The organism is Nonomuraea harbinensis (assembly GCF_019396385.1).
GTDB classification, from domain to species: Bacteria; Actinomycetota; Actinomycetes; order Streptosporangiales; family Streptosporangiaceae; genus Nonomuraea; species Nonomuraea ferruginea.
On sequence record NZ_JAHKRN010000004.1, the window covers coordinates 49917 to 71834 of the forward strand.

A 21918-nucleotide genomic window follows, 5' to 3' on the forward strand; every position below is an offset into this window, starting at 1 on the left:
GCCGCAACCAAATCGATAGAAACATGTTCTATCGTGGTTTCGCCGACGAGACCCCGGGGGTGAGAGCACTGAAGAGAGACGCCGCTCTCGACGGCATCCGCGCCCTGGCCGCGCTCGGCGTGTGGCTGCTGCACGTGGCCAGCAACACCGGCGTGATGTACGGCGAGGGCATGTACGCCTGGCTGCTGTCCCGCCTCGGGATGGCCGTGCCGGTGTTCTTCCTGCTGTCGGGCCTGCTGCTCTACCGGCCGTGGGCCAAGGCCGCCATCGAGGGCGCACCGCGCCCCGCCGCCGGGCTCTACCTGTGGCGGCGGGCGCTGCGTGTGCTGCCGGTCTACTGGCTGGTCGCCTCGCTGGCGCTGTGGGCGTGGACGCCGCTCGACTGGACCGGCTGGGTGGTCTGGCTGCTCCTGCTGCAGAACTACGTCCCCGGCCTGCACAGCGCCGAGGGCCTCTACCAGATGTGGACGCTGCCCATCGAGATGGCCTTCTACCTGGTGCTGCCACTGCTCGGCTGGGCGCTGCACCGGTGGGCGGCCCGGGGCGGCAACGTGCCGGTGCGGCTGCTCTGGGGCATCGCGGTGCTGCCGGTGGTCTCGGTGGCCAGCGTGGTGGCCGCCCGGGTCCTGGAGGTGCCGGACCTCGCGCTCTGGCTCCCGTACCACCTGGTGTTCTTCGCCTGCGGCATGGCGATGGCGGTGCTGTCGGTCTGGCTCGGCGGCAGCCGGGTGATCGGCTCGCTCGCCCCCCAGCTGCTGGTGCTCGCCTTCCTGCTGTACGCGGTGCTGTCGACGCCGCTGGCCGGGCCGCGCACGCTCACCCTGCCGACCCTCGGGGAGTCCATGGTCAGGATGACCCTGGAGGCGGCCGTGGCCGTCCTGCTGGTGGCGCCGTTCGCGCTCGCGCCCGACCCCGGCTCGCTGCGCCACCGGCTGCTCGGCAACCCGGTCGCCGCCTACCTGGGCCGCATCTCCTACAGCTTCTTCCTGTGGCACGCGCCGGTCATCACGCTGCACCGGCAGATCACCGGCGACCCGCCGTTCACCGGCGACTTCACCAGCCTGGCCGTGGTGTCGTTCATCGTGTCGCTGCTGCTCAGCATCGCGAGCTATCACCTGATCGAACATGTCGCCCTCACGCTCGGCCGGCGCCGGTCAGCACCTGCTCGGCCACCGGAAGCTCCGGCTCCGCGGCCGGTGGCTCCCGCCGCGTGACGAGCCGCCCGAACAGCGCGCCCATGGCCGCGCACGCGACGAGCTGCGGCACGTGGTCCATAAGCACGTCCATCAGCATCCCGGCCTCGATCCCGTACGAGCGCAGCGTGAGCGCGACGGCCTGGGCGCCCGCCGCCGCGCAGAACAGCCCGGCCGGCAGCCAGTACGCGCCCCGCGTGCGGCCGTCCAGCCACAGCGCCAGCGCCCCGGCGGCGACCAGGGCGAGCATGCCGGGCGTGCCCGCGATCCAGTAGCCGAACGCCAGCCCCGCCACCGCCGCGTACGGCGCCCGCCAGCTCGACAGCCGCGAGAGGGCGGCCGGCGCGGTCGCGCGCACGTGCTCGGGGCGCGGCCCGAGCGGTATCAGGGAGAGCAGCGCCAGCAGCGCGATCCCGCCCAGCCCGGCGGCGAGCGCGAACCAGTAGGGCCGGTCCGGCGTGTACTCCATCCGCACGACGCCCGACGAGCCGGCGGGCAGTTCCCAGGCCTGCTTCCAGCCGTCGATCCGGACCGGCCGGAGCGTCCGGTCGCCGATCTTCGCCCGCCAGCCGGCGTTGAAGTTCTCACCGACCACCAGGAAGGCGTCGTCGGGCGCGCTCACGTGCACCTCGCGCGCGGACTGCGTCCAGGTGCCCGGCACCGCGGCGGCCTCCACCTGGCGCGGCGTCTCCGGCAGGGCGCCCACGACCAGGTTCTCCACCTGGAACGGCTCCCAACCGGCCACCTTGACCCGGTTGTCGCCCGCCAGCAGCTCCGCCTTCTCGCACCCGGTGATCCGCACCGGCCGCTGCTCCAGCAGGTCGCGGTGGCTGCCGGCGACGCGGGTCTCGACGACCTGGCCGTTCACCTCGATCCGCGGGCCGGTGCCGCAGTCGAGCCGGAGCGGGATGTCGCCGGGGGTGCTCGCCTTGGCCACCCCGGGGATGGCCAGCTCGGTGACCTGCACCCGCTGCGTGAGCGGGTAGAAGCGGATCTTGAGCTGGCTGGTGGTGATCGGGTCGAAGCTGACGTGGCCCCGCTCGTCCACCCGGCCGCCGCGGGAGACACCGCCGTCGCCGGTGACCACCACGTCGAGCGACTGGGTGTCACTGCCCGGCCTGCCGACCTGGATGCGGGAGATCTTCTTCTTGCCCTTCCACGCGACGGTCAGCGCGGGCTCGCGGTCGCCGTCGGCCGGGACCCAGGTGGTGGTCAGGTCGCCGTCGAACGCCGACCGGGGCGAGACCACCGCGTCCTCGCTGAGCTGCGAGGTGCCCGACACCCGCGTCACGCCGCCGCTGACCCGGGTGAACCGGTCGACGAGCGCACTGTCGCGCAGCACGGCCGACCCGCGCACGGTGACGGCCCGCTCCGCGTCCGCGGTGAACGTGCGGTCCAGGCCGGTGCTCTCCTCCCCGGTACGGGCGAGGCGCGGGGGATTGCACACCCACCGGTTCAGGCTGCGCACGCATCCGGGCCGGGCGTCCAGGCCGCGGTCCATGACGAACACGTCGCCGCCGGAGCCGGGCAGCCGGATCGTCCTGCCGGGGGTCACCCCGGGCACGCTGAGCTCGACGATCCCGGCGCGCTGTCCGTAGGTCCAGTCACCGGGCCGGACGGACAGGATCGTGACCCGGATCCACGAGGTCGGCCCCTCAGGCAGGGTCAGCCACTGCGGGTCCGTGGTCTGCTCGACGTCCTGCTCCCGGCGGCCCGCCTCGGTCTCGACCGCCACCCGGTCCACCGTCTGGCCGAGCAGGAACTCGGCGGCGAACATCGCACGCACGCGGGAGACCTCCCGGCGCGCGGGCAGGTCGACCTGGAGCCACTCGCCCTCGGGCGTGCGCGCGCCGTCGGTCTCCCAGCCGGTGCGCACGTCGCCGTCCATCGCCGACCAGGGGCCGCGCGAGGGGTCGCTGATCCCGGCGGGCGCGCCGGCGTCGGCGGCCGAGGAGGAGGCCGAGACGCCGGCGATGCCGTCGTACTCGGCGGTGGCGGTGTTCTCCAGCCAGCCCTTCTCCATCAGGTCCAGGGCCAGCACGCCGCTGAAGTCCGCCCGCCGGTCCTCGGTGAGTGTCGGGCTGATGTTGGAGCGCAGCTCGCCGAAGTGCCGCTCCCGCAGCCGCAGCGCGTCGCTCACCACGGCCGGCGCCTCGACCCCGGCCGCGTCGTCGTTCACCAGGACCGGGCCGTCGCCGAGCAGGCCGAGGTCGCCCATGCTGAGCAGCGAGTCGGGGCCGCCGCGCACCCGCAGCGCGTCCGCCGCCGGCCGTACGGTGACCAGGCCCGACGGCTCCGACACCTCGTACAGGTCGAGCGCGGGGAAGGCGGCGTCGAGCGAGTCGACGGCGTCGTCGCCGAACACGTCGCCGACCGGCTCGCCGAACGAGCGCACCTTGGTGACGCCGGGCGACTCGCTCATCGCCTCGTGGATCCTGGCCGGCCAGGCGCCCGCGAGCTGCTCCCTGAGCAGGTCGTTCCTGGCGAGCACGTAGCGGACGCCCATGCGGCGCAGCACCTCGGTCAGCCCGGCCGAGCCGTGGCCGGACGTCAGCCGCTGGTCGACGGCGTCCAGCAGCCTGCTCAGCCCCACCGAGCCCGGCGGGGTGATCTGGCGGGCCGTCCACCGGACGCTGGACAGGGGCTGGAGCGGCTCGTCCATCGGCCGGCCCCACACGTACTCGCCGAACGAGGCGCCGGGCACGACCAGCACGCCCTCGTCACCGGCGTTCTCGTCGAGCCAGGCGGCGGCCTGCCGCCAGTGGTCCGGCACCTGCTGGAAGACCCCCGGGTACGCCAGGCCCTGGTTGAAGACCGGCAGGACCAGCGCGGCGAACGCGCCCGCCGCCACCGCCCGCAGCGGCAGCCTGGCCCGGCCGAGCACGCTCGCCAGCAGGTGGGCCAGCCCGAACGCGAGCGCGAGCCGGATGAGCGGGTCGAACTTGCGCAGGTTGCGCAGCGGCGCGAGCGGGCCGTCCAGCAGCCACCGGATCGGCTCGGCCACGGCGGGCTCCAGCGCGCTGATGTGCCCGGCCGTCACCGCCGCCGTCCCCACCAGGAAGAGCGCGATGAGGAAGCCCCTGGCGGGCAGGTCACGGCGGGCCAGCCCGGCCAGGCCGAGCGCGGCGATGACGCCGGTGACCGCCACCATCGCGCCTGAGGTCGCGATCGCGTACCCGGGCGGCTGCTCGAACACGCCGCTGAGCGGCAGGAAGCGCACCCAGTCGGAGGCGCCGCGCAGCACGTTCGTCAGCGACGTGACCTGCGTGGTCGCCGCCGAGGTCTCGGTGTAGGGCAGGAACGAGAACGCGTACCGGCCCACCAGCAGCAGCGGCAGCGACCAGAAGAGGGTGGCCACCGCGACGGCGGCCGTCCACCAGCCGAGCATCCGCCAGCGCGGCACCGGGCGCGGCCGGGTCAGGATGTAGACGACGGGGGCGACCAGCACGGCCAGCACGGCGACCGCGTTCACCCCGCCGCACAGCGCCACGGCCAGCCCCGACCGGACCGCCGCCCTGGCCCGCTGCCCCGTCTCGGCGGCGGTGAGCAGCGGGATCAGGATCCACGGCAGCATCGCGGCGGGCAGCCACTCGATCGAGATCTCGCCGACGATCGACAGCGCGCGCGGGGCCAGCGCGTACGCCAGCGCGCCCGCGATCCTGGTGCCCGGCGTGCCGACGCCGAGCTTGGCGGCCAGCCGCTCGGCGCCCAGGAACGCGACGCAGAACAGCAGCGTCAGCCAGAGCCGCTGGGTGATCCACGGCTCGACGCCGGCCAGCTCGCCGAGGGCGAAGAAGGGGCCCATCGGGAACAGGTAGCCGGCCGCCTGGTTCTGGAGCTGGCCGAAGTGTTGCAGATCCCACAGGTGGGTGGCGCGCTCCAGCCAGCCGAGCGGGTTCAGCGCCAGGTCGAGCTTGGTGTCGGGGATGAGGTGGCCGGGCTTGGTGGTGAACGCCAGGATCGCGAAGCCGGCACAGCACAACACCAGCCAGAAACGGTGCCGGGCCTTCTCGGTCACCGCTCCTCCACGTCCGCACCGGTGATCAACGCCATGAGGCGGTCGGCGCTGGCGTCCCAGGAAAACCGTCCAGCCCATTTCCGACATTTCATGTTATAGGTGTCCGGACCCAGGTCAGTCAGCTCGTCCGCGACCTCGTCCAGCGCCGCGCCGAGGCCTTTGGCCAGGTCAGCGGCCGGGGTGCCGCCCTCGGGGACCAGCCAGCCCGTCTCGCCGTCCCGTACCGCGTCCCGGAGCCCTTCCACGTCGAAGGCGACGGTCGGCACGCCGAGCGCGGCCGCCTCCACCACGCACAGCCCCCAGCCCTCGCCCTGCGAGGCGGTGACGTGCACCCAGGCGGCGGCGATCAGGCGCGCCTTCTCCTCCTCCGGCAGGTAGCCGTGGAGCGTGACGCCCCCGGGGAGCCGCGCGCGCAGCGCGGCCTCCTCCGGGCCGCGGCCGATGACGTCGACGACCAGGTCAGGCCGCTGCTCGCGCAGCTCCGCCACCGCGTCCAGCAGCAGGCCGACGCGCTTGTGCGCGACCAGCCTGCCGACGCAGACGACGCGCGGCACCGGGCTCCTGGGGACGTCGCTCTCCGGCGGGGCCGTGCTCACCCCGTTGTGGACCAGGTGGATCGGGCCGATCCAGCGCAGCCGCTCCCGCATGGCGCGCACGGTGGACGGCGACACGGCCACGCCGGTGTGCCGCCGGTAGGTCCAGCGCGACACCGGCCCCTCCAGGAACCGCCCCACCGCGGCCAGCCACCACGGCAGGTGCAGGCCGAACTGCCGGTCGTGCACGTGGTGCACGACGCACAGGATCCGGGTACGGCGCGGCAGCACCCACGGCGTGAAGAACGGGATGCCGTTCTGGCAGTCGAGCACCGCGTCGAACCGGGTGCGCCGGACCAGCAGCCAGAGCAGCACCAGCGGGTAGACGGTGAACACCCCGCCCATCCGGCGCACCCGTACGCCGTCGCGGGTCTCCGCCCGCGACTGGCCGGGCGCCCGCGCGGTGACGAACGAGACCGCGTGGCCCGCGCGGGCCATCCGGCGCGCCAGCTCCCAGGCGTAGGTCTCGGCGCCGCCGGAGGCGGGGTGCCAGGGGTCGCGCCAGTTGACGACGGCGACGTTCATGGGTCGTTCACGGATATCCGACGGGGTCGAGCGGAGGTTCCCAGACGGGCGCGGGCGGTGTGGCGCGCAGCCTCAGCCAGATCCTGCCCAGCTCCAGCATGATGCCGAAGCTGTGCCGGGCCGGGGAAAACCTGGAGCCGGGCATGTCGTGCCAGCGGACCGGGATCTCCAGCACCCGCGAGCCGCGGCCGGCGCAGCGCGCCAGCAGCTCCACGTCGAACGCGAACCCGGGCGTGCGCAGCTCGGCGGCCACCTCGCGGGCGAGCGGGCCGTCGAAGAACTTGAACCCGCACTGGGTGTCGCTCACCCCGTGCACCAGCGCCCTGGCCAGCGCGCGGAAGCCGACAGCGCCGATCTCGCGGATCCGGCTGTGACGGTTCTCGACACTCGAGTACGCGTGCGCCCGCGAGCCGATCACCACCCGCTCCCCGGACAGGAGCAGGCCGAAGGCGACGTCGACGGCGGCCAGGTCGGTGGCCATGTCGGCATCGCAGAAACCTACGAAGGGGGCACGGGTCTCGATCAGCCCCGCACGGACCGCGGCTCCCTTGCCGGGCACCGGGCAGCTCACCAGCCGGACCGGGACCTCGCCCTCGGGCCAGGTGCGGACGATCTCGGCGGTGCCGTCCGTGCTGTTGTTGTCGACGACGATGACCGCGGTCGGGAACGGCATGCGGGCAAGCTTCGCGCACAGCTGCAGGAGCCCCCCGGGAAGCCGTCGTTCCTCGTTGTGCGCGGGAACGACGATCTCAAGCAGTGGTCGCCGGCTCGCCCCCGAGTTCCCTGAGGAGGAGGGCGGCATGGCGGCGCTCTGTTACCGCGTGCCGTAGTTGTAGAGCGGCTGGTTGACAGGCGTGGCGGTGGAACCGGTCAGGGAGACCGTGGTGATCGTCGTCACTAGTGCGGCCACGGCTACGCCGATGATCGCTGCTAACAGGATCTTGATCACGGGGGTTCCTCCTGGTGCGGCAGGGGTCCGGGGTATGTGGACAAACCTAGAACCAATTACTGCTACTCGCTAGTAGCTAGACCTAAATTTTACAAAACCCCTGATGAGGTACCTTATCGGGGCGTAAGCGGCGGCTCCAACCTGTACAGACGCAGCTCCGCAGAGTTGACCGGCACCTCGGCGTCACCGAGCCAGACGGCGAACTGGTTCTTCTCCTCAACCGTCCCCGCATCAACAATCACGTACCGGAACCCCAGTCGGGCGAGGTCAGGTGAACCGCCTTCTAGTACGCGTTCTACCTCCGCGGCCCGGGGGTCCTCGCTCCCGACGACCATCTCGCCCACCCGCACCACGTCGTTGGTCACCACCCGCCGCCCCGGCACCGCGAAGAACCGCTGCGCCGGATCCAGCACCGCCCTGTGCCCGTTCCAGCCGAATCTCCGGTACGACTCGAACGGCAGCACCAGCACGTCACCGGGAGCCGGGTCGTCACGCAGCGTGTCCCTCGCCTCGTACCACGACCGCGGATACGAGACGGCGTCCAGCGCCCCCAGAGCCCCCCACGCCATCGTCGGCAGCACGGCCACCGGCACCACGACCAGCACGCCGACCAGCCACCGTCCAGGCCGCCCACCCGCCGTCGCCGGCTGTCCGCCCGGCGCCGCGGACCCGCTCGCCCCGGCCGGGCTCTCCCGTACGACGGCCGCCGCCAGCAGCCCGAGCCCCACGGCCGCCAGCAACGCGACCGGCGCCACGTACTGCTGCGCGTCCCGGAACACCGCGAACCCGCCCCACACCCCGACCAGCCACTTCAGCACGGACCGCCCGGCCTCGGTGACCCCCGCGGACGCGACGGCGAACCCGATGACGGCGGCTGCCACGAGCCCGTTCCGGTACGGCAACCGGCGGCCCAGCCACCAGAACCCGGCGATCCCCGCGACCACGAGCACCAGCCGCGCCACCGCCCCGACGATCCCGTCGTACCCGGCGGGCACGGCGTTCGCGTTCCAGATCCCGCCGAGGGACAGCAGGCTCCCCACCGTCCCGAACGGCGTGTCGGCCCGCGAGGCGAACGCCTCCACCCCCACCGGGTCCCCTTCGAGACCGTCGGGCCGCAGCACCGCCGGCACCAGCCACGGCAGGCAGAAGGCGCCCAGCACCAGCCCCACCTGGAGCACCCTCCCCCACCGGCGGCCGGACGAGGCGGCCACGGGGAGGGCGGTGACGACGGTGACCAGCATCGCCGCGAAGCCGCCCGTCGCCGCCGGCAGGACGGACACGGCCAGGCGGCGACCCCGGTCGAGCGCGTGGACCACCCAGGGCAGCCCCGCGTACCCCAGGAGGAGCGCCCACTGCCCGATCAGGAGGCGCTCGGCCACGAACGGGTTCCAGACGTAGAAGGCCGCCGCCGCCAGGCGGGGGGCCAGTCCGGGGGAAGGGACGAGGACGGCGACGCCCGAGGCGCCCAGCACGAAGATCGACAGCAGGACGAGCTTCTGCACCAGCTCCCCCGGCAGGAGCTGGGACAGGAGGGTGACCACCGCGTCGCTGGGCACCACCCGGGGCGCGCCGCCCGCCAGGCCGAAGGTGAAGAGGGAGAACGCCGGGTCGGGGACGAACACCATGTCCTGCAGCAGCACGAACCCCCAGCCCAGAGCGGGACCGAGGGCGAGGGCTCCGAGGGTGAGGCCGAGGGCGGCGCCGGCCAGGGCGGCTCTGGCCTGGTGTGGCATCCAGCTATGACATCACACCTCTATGACTGCTTTTCCCAGCATGTCGCCAGTTGAGGGACGTTTCCGGCATGCTGTCGCGTGGGGGGATCGCGGGCAGGAAGGACGACGGGGTGGCGAGGGCCGGCCAGGCGGTGCGCGGCGACGTGGTGCTCGCCGCGGGTCTGCTGATGGTGGCCGCCCAGCTGGTGTGGAAGTTCGAGCTGGTCCGCCGCACGTACTTCCGCCAGGACGACTTCATGTTCATCGCCAGGGGCCTGGAACAGAGCCTGACCTGGGACTACCTGATGCGGGTGGACTACGGGCACATGGCTCCCGGCCCGTTCGCGATCCAGTGGCTGATGGGACGGCTCGGCGGCTACAACGACGCGCTGGCCCACGGCGTCACGATGTGCCTGCTGGCCGCGGCGGGGCTGGCGCTGCTGCGGCTGCTGACGGTGCTGTTCGGGTCGCGGCCGGCGATCCTGGTGCCGCTGGGGTTCTTCCTGCTGACCCCGATGACGATCCCCTCGCTGTCATGGTGGTCCGTGGTGCTGGGGGCGCTGCCCTTCCAGGTGGCTGTGCCCATGGCGCTCGCGTCACACGTCCTCTACACCCGCACGCGGCGCCGGCGGCACGCGGTGGCCGCCGTGGGCTGGACGCTGTTCGCGATGGCGTTCTACGTCAAGTCGCCGTTCATCCTGGTGATGGCCTTCGTGCTGACCCTGGGCTGGCTGGCGCGGGACCGGATGACGCGCGTGTGGCTGTTCTACGGCGGGGTGCTCGCGGCGTACTCGGTGGTCTTCTTCCACCAGATGTTCACCTCCGTGCAGCTCACGAACGACACGGTGCGGCCTTCCCTGCCGGACGCGGGGCTGGCCGTGGAGGCCACGTGGCGGATGTTCTCGGGCTCGCTCGTGCCCACCTCGCTGGGCGGCCCGTGGCGGTGGTGGCCGATCGGCGAGGACTACGCGCTCGCCGCCACCCCGGCGCCGCTGATCTGGGGCTCGCTCGTGGTGGGCGCGGCCGTGGTGGCCGTGTCCCTGCGCTACCGGCGGCGGGCCTGGCTGGCCTGGCTGATGCTGCTCGGTTACTTCCTGCTGGCCGACGTCGTCCCGGTCATGCTGGGGCGGGTGGAGGCGCTGGGGGCCGACCTGAGCGGGTTCGAGCTGCGGTACATCGCGTCCACCTCGATGGTGGCCGCCATCGTGATCGGCCTGGCCTTCATCCCCGTGGCGGGCGAGGAGCGCCCGTGGCTGCGCCCGCCGCCGCGGTGGCGGTGGGCGTGGGCGCCGCTGGCCGCGGTGTGCGCGGCGGGCTCGGTCTGGTCGGTGACGGCCTTCACCGCGCTGCCCCTCGGCCGCAACGTCGAGAGCTACGTGGTGACGGCCGAGCTCGCGCTGGCCCGGGTCCCCCAGGACTCGGTCGTGCTGGACACCTTCGTGCCGGTCAAGGTGGCCGACCCGGCCTTCTTCTTCCAGTACGCCCGCGTCTCCAAGGTCCTCGGCCCGCTCGCGCCCGGCCGGGTGAACTGGACGGAACGGCTGTCGGGGCCGGTGCGCGCCCCGCTCGTCTTCGACCCGCGGGGACGGCTCAACCCGGTGGACGTCAAGGGGGTCACCGTGCCGGGCGGCGCCTCCTGCACGCCCGTGGGCGCCGAGGAGGTCGTCTTCCCGCTGCCCGAGAGGCTGGCGGCCGGGGAGTGGACCGTGCTGGTCACGTACCTGAACTCGGCCGAGACCACGCTCATCGTGCGGCTGGGCGGCGGGCAGGCCGAGGTCCGGGCGGGGCGCGACCTCGGCGCGACGTACGCGACCGTGCACGGCGAGGGGGACGAACTGGCTCTCAGGACGGTCGGCGCGCCCGCGTGCGTCGGCGAGATCAGGGCGGGGCAGCCGGTGCCGGCCGAGCACGGCACGCCGATCCCCGCACGGCCGGTGCTGCCGTGAGGGGATCGGGCGCGCGGGTCACTTGCCCGGTTCGGGGTCCCTGGGCAGGCCGAGCATGCGCTCGCCGATGATGTTGAGCTGCACCTCGGTGGTGCCGCCGTAGATCGTCATCGCCCGGGTGGCGAGCACGGCGCGGTTCCAGTAGCCGGGGTCGCCGAGCTTCATGTCGGCCGCCGCCGTGGCCTGCGCGCCGATCAGGCTCACCGCGGTCTCGGAGACGTGCTGGGCGTGCGAGGTCGACAGCAGCTTGCGCACCGAGGCGTCGGCGCCCGGCTCGTTGCCGGCGAGCTGCTTGAGCGTCACCCGCAGCGACAGCGCGTTGATCGAGTGGCCCTCGCAGATGACGTGCGCGAGCGCGTCCGCCTCGACCGGCGTGAGGTCCCGGCCGAGCCGCTTGACGAGCCCGAGCAGGTCGGGCACGGACGCGCCGGTGCCGCCGGAGCCGGAGGAGAGCGAGACGCGCTCGTTCGAGAGCGTGTTCCTGGCCACCTTCCAGCCGTCGCCGACCTGGCCGACCACCAGGTCGTCGGAGACGAACACGTCGTCCAGGAAGACCTCGTTGAACAGGTTCTCGCCGGTCATCTCGGTGAGCGGGCGCACGGTGACGCCGGGCGACTTCATGTCGACGAGGAAGTACGTGATGCCCTCGTGCTTGGAGCCCTCGCTGGAGTTACGGGCGATGCAGATGCCCCACTCGGCGACGTGCGCGACGGATGTCCAGATCTTCTGGCCGTTGAGCCGCCAGCCGCCTTCGACCTTCTCCGCCTTCATCTGCAGCGAGGCCAGGTCGGAGCCGGCGCCGGGCTCGGAGAAGAGCTGGCACCACATCATCTCGCCGCTGAGCGTCTTGGGCAGGAACCGCTCCTGCTGCTCGGGCGTGCCGTAGACGGCGACGGACGGCACCACCCAGGCGCCGATGATCAACGCCGGGAGCCTGACCTTGGCGGCCTTCAGCTCCTGGGCGATGAGCACCTGCTCCAGCGGGCTCGCGCCGCGCCCCCACGGCGCGGGCAGGTGCGGCATGACGAAGCCGCGCTCGGCCAGCGCCCGCTTCTGCTCCTTGCCCTCCAGCCGGGCGATCTCCGCGATCTCGGCGCGCAGGGCCTCGCGCAGCGGCTCGGCGTCCTCCGGCAGGTCGAGCTCCATCTCGCGGGTGACGCCGCGCAGGGCCAGCTCGGTGACGCGGGCGGCCCAGCCGGCGGATCCGCCGAGCAGCGCGCGCAGGGTGAGCGCGCGCCGGTAATAGAGGTGGGCGTCGTGCTCGAAGGTGTAGCCGATGCCGCCGAAGGTCTGGATGGCGTCCTTGGCGCACTGCACGGCCGCGTCGGGGGCCATGACGCCGGCGATCGCGGCCGCGTAGTCGAGTTCCTGACCTGCGGCGCGGGTGGCGTCCCAGACGGTGGCGCGGGCCTGCTCCAGCGCGACGAGCATGCGCGACAGCTTGTGCTTGATGCCCTGGAACTGGCCGATCGGGCGGCCGAACTGCACGCGTACCTTCGCGTACTCGGCGGCGGCGGTGACGCACCAGGACGCGACGCCGGCGGCCTCGGCGCCGAGCAGGACGGCGGCGATGTTGCGCACGTCGGCGCTCTCCACCCCGTCGAGCACCCGGTCGGCGGGCACGGTGACGCCGTTCAGCTCGACCTTCGCCACGGACCTGGTGAGGTCGAGCGACTTGAGCGAGGTGACGGTGGCGGCGGTGGCGTCGACCGCCACCCACAGCTCGCCGTCGCCGGTGACGACGGGAAGCACCAGCACGTCGGCCATCGCGCCGCCGAGCACCGGCTCCGCGGCGCCGGACACGGTCAGGGAGCCGTCGCCCGCCCGCGTGCCGGTCAGCGACCCGGTGAGGGCCAGCGCGCCGGTGCGGGTGCCGTCGGCCAGGCCGGGCAGCAGCTCGTGGTGCTTCGAGGCGTGGATCACCGCGCTGGCCAGCACGGTCGGCACGTAAGGGCCGGGCGCCATCCGCTCGGCCAGCGCCTCGACGGCGACAGCGGCCTCAAGCAGCCCGTAGCCGGAGCCGCCCGACTCCTCGGGCAGGTGGAGGCCTAGGAGGCCCTGCTCTGCCAGGCCCGGCCAGAAGGCGGGCCGCTCGTCGCCGGCAGAGCGGAGCGTGTCGGTGGGGATGCTGCGCTCCGCCCAGCCGCTCACCGACTCGTGGAGCGCCTCGTGCTCCTCGCTCAACCCGATCGCCATAGCTCATCCTCCAGGCGGTTCCGTAGATGCCAGAATCATATTCTAGAGCACGCTTCTGGCCTAGAGGGGGCGAACTTTCTCCGCCAGGGTGTTCAGATCTCTCCAGTACGCCCTGCCGCTCTCCGGGATCGAGGCCATCAGCATGGCGGGCTTGGTCTGGCCCACCTCCACGACGGACACCAGGGCGTGACCGGTGCGCTGCTTGCCGCCGTCGGTGTAGGTCACCCGGAAGGCGAGCGTCCAGCCCTTGCCCCCGGACACCTTCAGCGAGCCGGTCCAGGCGAGGGTGGCGCCCTCCGGATACTGGGAACCCAGCGTCCAGCGGGCCGCCCTGGCCGCGATGGCCCGGTAGTCGGCGTCCGACCTGGGCTTGGTCTCCGGGTTGTCGCCGGGCAGCATCGCCGACGCGATCACCGTCTGCGGCACCCCGGCCTTGCCCACCCGCTGCGCGTGCGCGAACGGCGAGAACGACCTGGCCTGCCAGGGCTTGCCCAGCTTGGGGTAGCTGATGCCGGTCCTGCTGTCGGTCACGGTGCCGGTGGCGGCGGTGGCCTTGCCCGGCAGGTCGGCGAACGCCATCTTCGCGGGCACCGCCGGCAGCGGCGTCTCGGTGGGGGTCGGGGTCGCCGAGGCCTCGGCCGACGTCGAGGGCACCGGGGCGACCTGGACGACGTCCTCGTTCTCCGGCTGGGTCGGCACGTCGCCCGAGAAGATCACGAACACCAGGAGGACGGCGGCCACCGTGGCGACGATGGCGCCGAGCAGATAGACGACCTTGATCGGGATGTCCCCGATCCGGCTGACCAGCCCACCCTTCAACGGAGGCGGCGCAGCCGTCGCCGGCAACGGCTCAGCCTGCCCGAACGACGCACCCCCAGGCCCCACCGGCCCCGCCCCCACCCGCACGGGCCCCACCCCAGCCCGCCGCGGCCCCACACCCTGCCCAGCCGGACCAGCCGGAGACCCAGCCTTCCCTGCCGACCCGGGCTGCCCGACCAACTCGGCCAGAGACCTGGCCTTCCGGGCCGGAGGACCAGCCTTTCCAGCACCGGCCTGCCCGGACGGCGCAGCCGAGCCGCTTGCAGGTCTTGCGGGACCGGCCGCAGACCCCGCGGGGCCCGGCTGACCTGGACGACCGGCGGGGCGCTCGCCTCCCGGCCTCTGGGGGCCCGCAGACTGCGGAGCCCCTTTACCGGGCGCTCTCCCGGACGCCTCGATCGGATTCGGCCCGGACGGCGCGGAACCGCCGGCACCCCCAGACTTGGAGGCACCACCCGACTTCGCACCAGAAGGCCGGGAGGGGCCGCCCGATGCCGCCGGCTTGGGAGGCTCGGGGGTCACCTCTCCCTGGCCCGGACGAGGTGAGGCTCCTGAGGGACGGTCCCGGCGGAAGGCGATGGTTTCCTCCGCAGGCGGGACGATCTTGCGAAAGGGAGCGGTGGGAGCATCGTTGCCGTTGTTCTGATCGCCGACGTCCGCCATGGCTTGAAGGCTACGTCACCTGGACGGGCGACATTTCCGCTATGCCCGCACCAGAACGAAGTCACGTACCGTATCCATCAGGAGACGTCGCGCAACCCACACCCCTGACCTGCGTATCTTTCCGTCCGAGCTGGGCAGAGTACCGGGCATGCGCAAGATCGCTGGAGGGCTGGCCGCCGCCGTCCTGGTCACCGGCTGCGCCGGCGCGCCCGGAGTCCGCGGCACGGCCTCGCCGACCGCCTCACCCACCGCCACCGCCACGGCGACCACCCCCTCGCCCAGCCCCACCGCCGAAGCGCTGCCGCTGGAGCAGACGTACGAGCGCGTGATCGCCCAGGTCCTGCCGTCGATCGTGCAGATCAACACGAAGGCCGGTCTCGGCTCCGGAGTCGTGTACGACGACAAGGGCCACATCGTCACCAACGCGCACGTCGTCGGCGAGGCCACCACCATGGAGGTCACGCTCGCCACCGGCGGCGGTTCCCGCAGCGCGAAGCTGGTCGAGTCCTTCCCCGCCGGCGACCTCGCGGTGATCAAGGTGGACGACGCGCGGGGCCTGCGCCCGGCCACGTTCGCCGACTCGTCCAAGCTCAGGGTCGGCCAGCTCGTGCTCGCCATGGGCAACCCACTGGGCCTGTCGGGCAGCGTCACCAACGGCATCGTCTCCGCGACGGGACGCACGGTCAGCGAGCCGCAGGGCGAAGGCTCGCCCGGCGCGACGATCGCCAGCGCCGTCCAGACCTCGGCCGCGATCAACCCCGGCAACAGCGGCGGCGCCCTGGTCGACATGGCCGGCCAGGTGATCGGCATCCCGACCCTCGCCGCCACCAACCCGTCGCTGGGCGGCGGCGCGGCCCCGGGCATCGGCTTCGCCATCCCCAGCAACACCGCCACGGACATCGCCGCCCAGATCGTCAAACACGGGCGCGTGGTCAACAGCCACCGTGCGGCGCTGGGCATCACGGGCTCGACGGTGATCGGCGAGGACGGCCGGCCCGCCGGCGTCGCCGTCCGCTCGGTCCAGCCGAACGGCGGCGCCGCCAAGGCGGGCATCCGCGAGGGCGACATCATCGTCTCGGTCGCCGGCAAGCAGATCCCCACCATCGCCGACCTCACCGAGACCCTCACGGAGTACAAACCGGGCGACAAGGTCGAGATCGAGTTCGTACGAGACGGCGCCAGTCAGAAGGTCACCGTCACCCTGACCGAACTCCAGGCCGGGTGATCCGCAGGCCGCCGCGTTCACTGCTTGATGGTGTAGACGATGTCGACGCGGCGGTTCTTGGCGCGGTTCTTCGGCAAGGGCTTGCCCTCGGCCGTGTTGGGCAGCTTGGGGCGGGTCTCGCCGAAGCCCTGGGCCTGGAGGGTCACGCCGGGGAGCGTCAGCAGGCCCGCCATGACCTGTTTGACGGCGTCGGCCCGGCGCTGGGAGAGGGTGTCGTTGTAGGCGTCGGCGCCCTGGTCGTCGGTGTGGCCCTCGACCCTGACCTGGCCGCCCGCGCCCTCGGTGTTGATCTGCTCGGCGACCTCCTTGAGCCGCTGCCTGGCCTTGGCGGTGAGCCGCCACTTGTCGAGCGCGAACAGCACGTCGCTGGTGAGCGCCACCGTCACCTGGTCGCCCCGCTGGGACTCGCTCTCGCTGCCGTCGAGCGACTCGACCTCGCCGATGATGTCCTCGACGGGCAGCACCAGGTCCTCCACCACGCCGATCGCCGACTCCGGCGGAGGGGTCGGGGAGGTCAGCGTCAGGGCGAGGGCGAGACTAAGAGATCGGAACATCGGTGAACACGCCGATCTGCGGCATCTCGATGTTGACCTTGGTGACGTCGGCCGGCGGCGCGGCGAAGACCGCGTACAGGCTGGCGCTCTCGTCCTTCTCCAGGAACTCGCCCTGGGTGCCCGAGCAGACACACTCGGCCTTGTCGTCGGTGCCGTTGCGCGCCACGCGGTAGCGCTTGGCGTTGACCGGGTCGATCAGGCTGACGCCGGACACGGTGTAGTCGAAGACGCCGCCGCCCATGCCGTTGTGCACGTTGAAGCTGCCTTCCAGACCGGTGATGGTCCAGTTGAGCGTCGCGGTCTTGCCCTGGCGCAGCAGCCCGGTGATCTCCACCCTGACCTTGGTCGGCCCGTCGGTGCCCTCGGCCTTGGTCTCGCGGCTGGCGATGACCTTGTCCCCCTGCGGCGGGGCGGTCTGCTGCTCGGCGGGGGGCGCGGTGGGCACGGTGGTCTCGGGCGGTGCGTTCTCGGTCTGAGCGGCCTGGGTCCCGCCCTGCTTCTCCTGGCCGCCGCCGCCGGTCGTGGAGGGCAGCATGCCGCAGCCGGTCAGCGCCACGACCGCGACCGCCAGCACGAACGTCTTGCGCATGGTCACTGATCACCTTTCGGGGGTTCCGAACTCAGGGCCCGAACGTTAGCGAGGCGACCTTCAGGATCCGCATAGCGGGCTAAACACCCCGCCTCCTGCGGGCCTCGCTCGCGAGCCGCTCGGCCGCCGCGCGGCCGTGCTCGTCACCGAGCCGGTCAAACTCTCCCATAGCACGCGTCAGCGCCTCAACCGCCTCATCGATCTTCTCCATGTCCAGGTACGACTCCGCCAGGACGAGCAGGGCCGCACCCGAACCGCGCCGGTCCCCGTAGACCGTGAAGGTCTCCAGCGCCTGCCCGGCCGAGTCCGCGGCGGCGTCCGGCAGCCCCTCGGCGCGGGCGACGCGGGCGAGCACCAGCAGCCCGGACGCCTCGGGCAGCCGGTCGCCGAGCCGCCGGTTGATCGCGACCCGCCGCTCCGCACAGGCCCGGGCCTCGGCGCGGCGGCCCGCCCCCAGGTGCAGCCTGGCCAGGTCGAGCAGCGCCTCGGCCTCGCCGCGCGGGTCGCCCAGCTCGCGGTAGACGGCCAGGCTCTCCTCCAGCGGCTCCCGGCCGGACAGCAGCGCGCCCAGCGCCCGCAGCGCGTCGGCCCTGCCGCGCTGGTCACCGGCCTGGCCGAAGACGTGCAGCGCCCGGCGCAGCACCCGCTCCGCCTCGGCCCTGCGAGGTTCGACCAACCCGAGCCGGAGCGTGATGCGGGCCAGCTCCAGCCCTTCCACCAGCGGCTGGGCGGCCCGGAGCGCGGCCGCCGCGGCGTCGTTCCTGCCCTCCGCCCGGTGCAGGTCGGCCAGGCCGCGCAGCAGCAGCGCCTCCCCCTGCCGGTGGCCCGCCGCCCTGGCCGCGTCCAGCCCGGTGGCGGTCGTGGCATGCCAGTCGTCGTGGTGGCCGGCCAGCTCGAACAGCGGCGTCAGGTAGAACGCCAGCCGCCACGCGGCCTCGTACAGGCCCGCACGGAAGAAGTCGCCGACCGCCGCGACCAGGAAGCGGCGCTCCGCGCTCAGCCAGCGCGCCTCCTGGCGCAGCCGGCCCGTCTCCAGGATCTGTTCTGCCGTACGGACGAGCGTCCGGCCGGAGCCGGGCTCCGCGGGCAGCAGGGTGGCCCTGGCCCGCCTGGTCCGGTCGAGGATCTCCGCCGCCCTGGCCGCCAGCACCGGGCCGGGCCCGCCCTCCTCCGCCAGCCGCTCGGCCGCGTACAGCCTGGTCAGGTCGTGCCGGCCGAACCGCTCCTGGCCCGCCTCGTCCAGCCCGCGCGACTGCAGCAGCCCGGCCTCGGCCAGCGGCTCCAGGTCCTCGCCCAGCACCCACGGGGCGAAGTCGGGAGTCGTGAACGCGCCCAGCTCGCGCAGCAGCCGCCGCTCCGGCTCCGCCAGCCCGCGGTAACCGAGCGCCAGGCTGCCGCGCACTGCCAGGTCGCCCGCGCTCAGCTCGTCCAGCCTGCGCCGCTCGTCGCCGAGCCGCCCGGCCAGGTGGGCGACCGTCCAGCCGGACCTTCTGGCCAGCCGCGACCCGGCGATCCGCAGCGCCAGCGGCAGTCCGCCGCACAGCCGGACGATCTCTCGCGCCGCCTCCGGCTCGGCCGCCACCCGGTCGCGGCCGGCCACCCCGGCGAGCATCTCGAACGCCTCGTCCGGATCCAGCACGCCCAGCTCGTACGGCCTGGCCGCCTCCAGCCCGGCCAGCGGCGAGCGGCTGGTCACGATCGTCACACTGCCGGGACCGGTCGGCAGCAAGGGACGCACCTGCGTCTCGCCGGCCGCGTCGTCGAGCACCACGACCAGCCGCCGGGCCGAGGTGAGCCGGCGGTAGAGCCGGACCCGCTCGTCCAGCGCCGGCGGCACCGCGCCGTCGGGCCGGCCGAGCGACCGCAGCAGGTCCTCCAGCACGGCCCCCGGCGCCCGCTCGCCGAGCACCGCGTACAGCCTCCCGTCGCCGGGCTCCAGCAGGTTCGCCGCCCGCACGGCCACGGCCGACTTGCCGCACCCGGCGGGCCCGTGCACCACCAGACAAACCGGCGCCCGCGCCACCCCGCCACCCGAGGCGAGACCACCGCCACCGCCTCCGGAACCGGCACCGCCAGAGCCCGAGGCCGGACCACCGCCACCGCCACCGAAGCCCGTGGCGAAACCACCGCCTGAGAAACCCGCCGCGGGACCGCCAGTGCCGTCCGTGTTCCCTGTCGTGGTGTCGCGGGCCCACCGGGTGATCCAGGAGAGGACGTCCTGCCTACCGGTGAAGTCCGAAATATCCGGCGGCAGCTCGTCGAGCGGGGTCGCGGAGATGCGGGCCGGAGCCACCACCTCGCCCGCGAGCACCCGGTCGTGCGCCTCCCTCAGCTCAGGCCCCGGCTCCAGCCCCAGCTCGTCGACCAGCACCCGCCGCGCCTCCTGGTAGGCCGCCAGCGCCTCCGACCGCCGCCCCGCCTGGTGCAGGGCCGCCATCAGGTGCGCCCACCCCCGCTCACGCAACGGGTGGGAGTTCACCAGCGCCCGCAGCTCGCCGACCACCTCACCGCCGCGCCCCAGCCGCAGGTCCAGGTCCACGCGCTCCTCCAGCGCGGTCAGGCGCGACTCCTCAAGGGGTACGCCATGCGTACGGCGCAGCTCGGCACTGTCGACGCCCGCCAGCGCCTCCCCCCGCCACAGCGCCAGCGCCTCCCTGAACCGGGCGGCCGCCTCCACGTGCCCGCCCGCCTCCCGGATCCTCCTGGCCTCCCCCACGAGCCGCTCGAACCGGTGGCAGTCGATCTCGTCCCGGTCCACCGCCAGCAGGTAACCGCCCGGCACGGTGGTGATCCCCTCGACCAGCTTGCGCAGCGCGCTCACGTACACCCGCAGCACCGACTCGGCTGACGCGGGCGGCCGGTCGCCCCACAGCACGGTGATCAGCCGTTCGACCGGCACCGCCGTGCCCGCCGACAGGAGCAGCGCCGCCAGCAGCGCCCGGTGCTTGGCCGGGCCCGGCTCCCCGCCGTCCCCGACCCGGAGCGGGCCCAGCAGCCCGAACCGCACGCCCACCGTCCCTCAGCCCCGCGCCGGTCGCAGCGCGAACGACTCGAACCGCACCCGCACCGTCTTCCCGGCCTCCGGCGCGGCGTGCACCCCCGCCATGCCGGGACCCAGCGGCGCCTCCGCGTCGGTGGCCTCGGCCACCAGGCGCTCGTTCAGCCACATCCGCAGCGTCACCTCGCCGTCGCCACCGGCGCACTCGGCGACGACCCGGTTCGTGCCCTCGGACGCCGCCTTCTCCGGTCCGTACAGAACCACGCCCTCCTGCCCCGTGCGGCGCTTGACGATCGCCACCCGGCCCGCGCCGCTGACCCCGAACTCGTACCGGCCACCCGAGCCGCCGTGACACCACACCCCGTACTCGCCCGCGCCCTCCCGCAACTCCGCCTTCGCGCTGACGACCACCCCGCCACCGGGCTCCCGCCGCGGCGCCGACTTCCACAACCGCCACCCGTCCTCGACGGCCAGCACATACCCGGAACCGTCTTTCTCAGCGGTCCCCGCCTCCGACGCCCCCACCTCCCACCCATCGGCGAACCCACTCTCGTACGGCCACGCCTCCCCCCTCAACAGGACCCCCGCAACGGCCACGCCCACAACCACCGCCACCAACCCGCCCACCCACCAACGCCACCGCACCCCACCCCTCCCCTTCTTACGCGCACCGCCGACGACCCCCTGGGAGTCAGGACCACCCTGCGCACTCAGAACAGATCCCCCGTACACCGCACCCCGGGAGGAGGGGGAAGCCTCCGGACCGTACGGAACCGCACCTTCACCCTGGGAGGCGGGGGCACCCTGCGCACTCACAGCAGACCCGCCGTACGGAACCGCACCCCCACCCTGGGAGGCGGGGGCACCCTGCGGACTCACAGCAGACCCGCCGTACGGAACCGCGTCGCCGCCCTCAGCGGCAGCACCCGTCCGCTGAGGGTCGCCCCGCAGCGCGGGCGAGCCACCCGCCGCCCCAGAGACGCCCCCGTACGGAACCGCGCCCCGGTATGTGGGGGACGCCTCCGGACCGTACGGAACCGCACTCCGGGAGGTGGGGGCAGGTTGTGGGCTCGTGGTGGATCCGCTGGACGGGGACGGGGGGCGGGTGAGGGGGGTGGTCCAGGTGCGCTCGACGGCTTCGGTTGCCGAGGCGGGGCTGGTCGGGGGGCCGCCGAGGAGGTCGGCGAGGAGGCGGGACACCGGTGGGCGGGCCCGGGGGTCCTTGGCGAGGGCCTGCTCCACCAGCCCACGGACGCCGTCGTCCAGCCCGTCCAGGTGGGGCCTCCCGTGGACGACGCGGTTGAGCACCTCGCCAGGGGAGCCGCCGCCGAACGGGGAGCGGCCGGTGCCGGCGAACGCGATGACCCCGCCCCAGGCGAACACGTCGGTGAACGGCCCGACGGTCTCGCCGCGCGCCTGCTCCGGCGCCATGAACGCGGGTGTGCCGAGGATCGCCTGGCTGGTGTCGGACCCGACGAGCTGGGCGATGCCGAAGTCGATGACGCGCGGCCCGAGCGGCGACAGCAGCACGTTCGACGGCTTGAGGTCGCGGTGGATCACCCCGGCGCCGTGGATGGCGCTCAGCGCGGTGGCGATGCCGACCGCCAGCGCCTCCAGGTTGCCCCCGGACAACGGCCCCTGGTCGCGCACGGCCCGCGCCAGGTCGGGGCCTTTCACGTACTCGGTGACGAGGTAGGCGACGTCGCCGTCGATGCCGGCGTCCAGGACGGGCGCGGTGCAGAACCGGGCGACCCGGCGCGCGGCCGCCACCTCGCGCTCGAACCTGCGGCGGAAGGCGGGGTCGCGGGCCAGCCTAGGGTGGATGACCTTGACGGCGGCCAGCCCGCCGGTGGGGGTGGCGGCCAGGTGCACCTCGCCCATGCCGCCGCGACCGAGGACGCGCCGCAGCGCGTACCCGCCGATGACCCGATCGCTCAT

General features: G+C 73.5%; 14 protein-coding genes. 3 read left to right on the plus strand and 11 right to left on the minus strand.

All coding sequences use genetic code 11. From position 1 onward, the window contains the following. The first annotated feature begins 23 nt into the window (after positions 1-23). Positions 24-1214: an acyltransferase family protein gene (locus KME79_RS05260; RefSeq protein ID WP_219543522.1), complete on the plus strand. Its 1191-nt coding sequence runs from the start codon at positions 24-26 to the stop codon at positions 1212-1214. Here KME79_RS05260 and KME79_RS05265 read toward each other — a convergent pair. From KME79_RS05265 to KME79_RS46155, 5 genes are all read right to left on the minus strand, one after another. Continuing rightward, on the minus strand, positions 1135-5211 hold the full coding sequence (locus KME79_RS05265; protein WP_219543523.1) for an alpha-(1->3)-arabinofuranosyltransferase domain-containing protein: 4077 nt from the start codon (positions 5209-5211) through the stop codon (positions 1135-1137). The two genes, KME79_RS05260 and KME79_RS05265, sit on opposite strands and share 80 nt — an antisense overlap. After that, positions 5208-6329 carry a glycosyltransferase family 4 protein gene (locus KME79_RS05270; protein WP_219543524.1) on the minus strand — a complete coding sequence of 374 codons (1122 nt, stop codon included), beginning with the start codon at positions 6327-6329 and terminating at the stop codon, positions 5208-5210. The genes KME79_RS05265 and KME79_RS05270 overlap by 4 nt, the downstream gene beginning before the upstream one ends. A 7-nt stretch (positions 6330-6336) precedes the next feature. Continuing rightward, on the minus strand, positions 6337-7131 hold the full coding sequence (locus KME79_RS05275) for a glycosyltransferase (RefSeq protein WP_148034157.1): 795 nt from the start codon (positions 7129-7131) through the stop codon (positions 6337-6339). 12 nt (positions 7132-7143) lie between these two features. Further along, a complete protein-coding gene (locus KME79_RS46150) occupies positions 7144-7278 on the minus strand; it encodes a hypothetical protein (protein WP_261808826.1) in 135 nt (44 codons plus the stop codon). Positions 7279-7391: 113 nt separating this feature from the next. Next, on the minus strand, positions 7392-9011 hold the full coding sequence (locus KME79_RS46155; protein WP_219543525.1) for an MmpA family trehalose lipid delivery protein: 1620 nt from the start codon (positions 9009-9011) through the stop codon (positions 7392-7394). A 68-nt stretch (positions 9012-9079) separates the two neighbouring features. Here KME79_RS46155 and KME79_RS05285 point away from each other — a divergent pair, with 68 nt between their 5' ends. Beyond that, complete coding sequence (locus tag KME79_RS05285) at positions 9080-10936, plus strand: hypothetical protein (RefSeq protein ID WP_219543526.1); 1857 nt, start codon at positions 9080-9082, stop codon at positions 10934-10936. 18 nt (positions 10937-10954) lie between these two features. On the opposite strand, the gene KME79_RS05290 is transcribed toward KME79_RS05285, so the two are convergent. Then, positions 10955-13132: an acyl-CoA dehydrogenase family protein gene (locus KME79_RS05290; RefSeq protein WP_219543527.1), complete on the minus strand. Its 2178-nt coding sequence runs from the start codon at positions 13130-13132 to the stop codon at positions 10955-10957. A gap of 60 nt (positions 13133-13192) precedes the next feature. Continuing rightward, positions 13193-13978: a hypothetical protein gene (locus KME79_RS05295; protein WP_219543528.1), complete on the minus strand. Its 786-nt coding sequence runs from the start codon at positions 13976-13978 to the stop codon at positions 13193-13195. Between the two features lie 784 nt (positions 13979-14762). Here KME79_RS05295 and KME79_RS05300 point away from each other — a divergent pair. Then, entirely contained in the window at positions 14763-15839 is a 1077-nt protein-coding gene (locus tag KME79_RS05300; protein ID WP_219543529.1) for a S1C family serine protease, read from the plus strand. Between the two features lie 17 nt (positions 15840-15856). Here the strand turns inward: KME79_RS05300 and KME79_RS05305 are convergent, their stop codons facing one another. The 4 genes from KME79_RS05305 to KME79_RS05320 form a co-directional block, all read right to left on the minus strand. Further along, the gene (locus KME79_RS05305) at positions 15857-16393 is read right to left on the minus strand and encodes an OmpA family protein (RefSeq protein ID WP_219543530.1); all 537 of its coding nucleotides are present in this window, start codon (positions 16391-16393) and stop codon (positions 15857-15859) included. Further along, positions 16377-16982 carry a lipoprotein gene (locus KME79_RS05310; protein WP_219543531.1) on the minus strand — a complete coding sequence of 202 codons (606 nt, stop codon included), beginning with the start codon at positions 16980-16982 and terminating at the stop codon, positions 16377-16379. The genes KME79_RS05305 and KME79_RS05310 overlap by 17 nt, the downstream gene beginning before the upstream one ends. A gap of 79 nt (positions 16983-17061) precedes the next feature. Next, entirely contained in the window at positions 17062-19989 is a 2928-nt protein-coding gene (locus tag KME79_RS05315) for an AfsR/SARP family transcriptional regulator (protein WP_308248794.1), read from the minus strand. Between the two features lie 12 nt (positions 19990-20001). Next, entirely contained in the window at positions 20002-21918 is a 1917-nt protein-coding gene (locus KME79_RS05320; RefSeq protein WP_219543532.1) for a serine/threonine-protein kinase, read from the minus strand.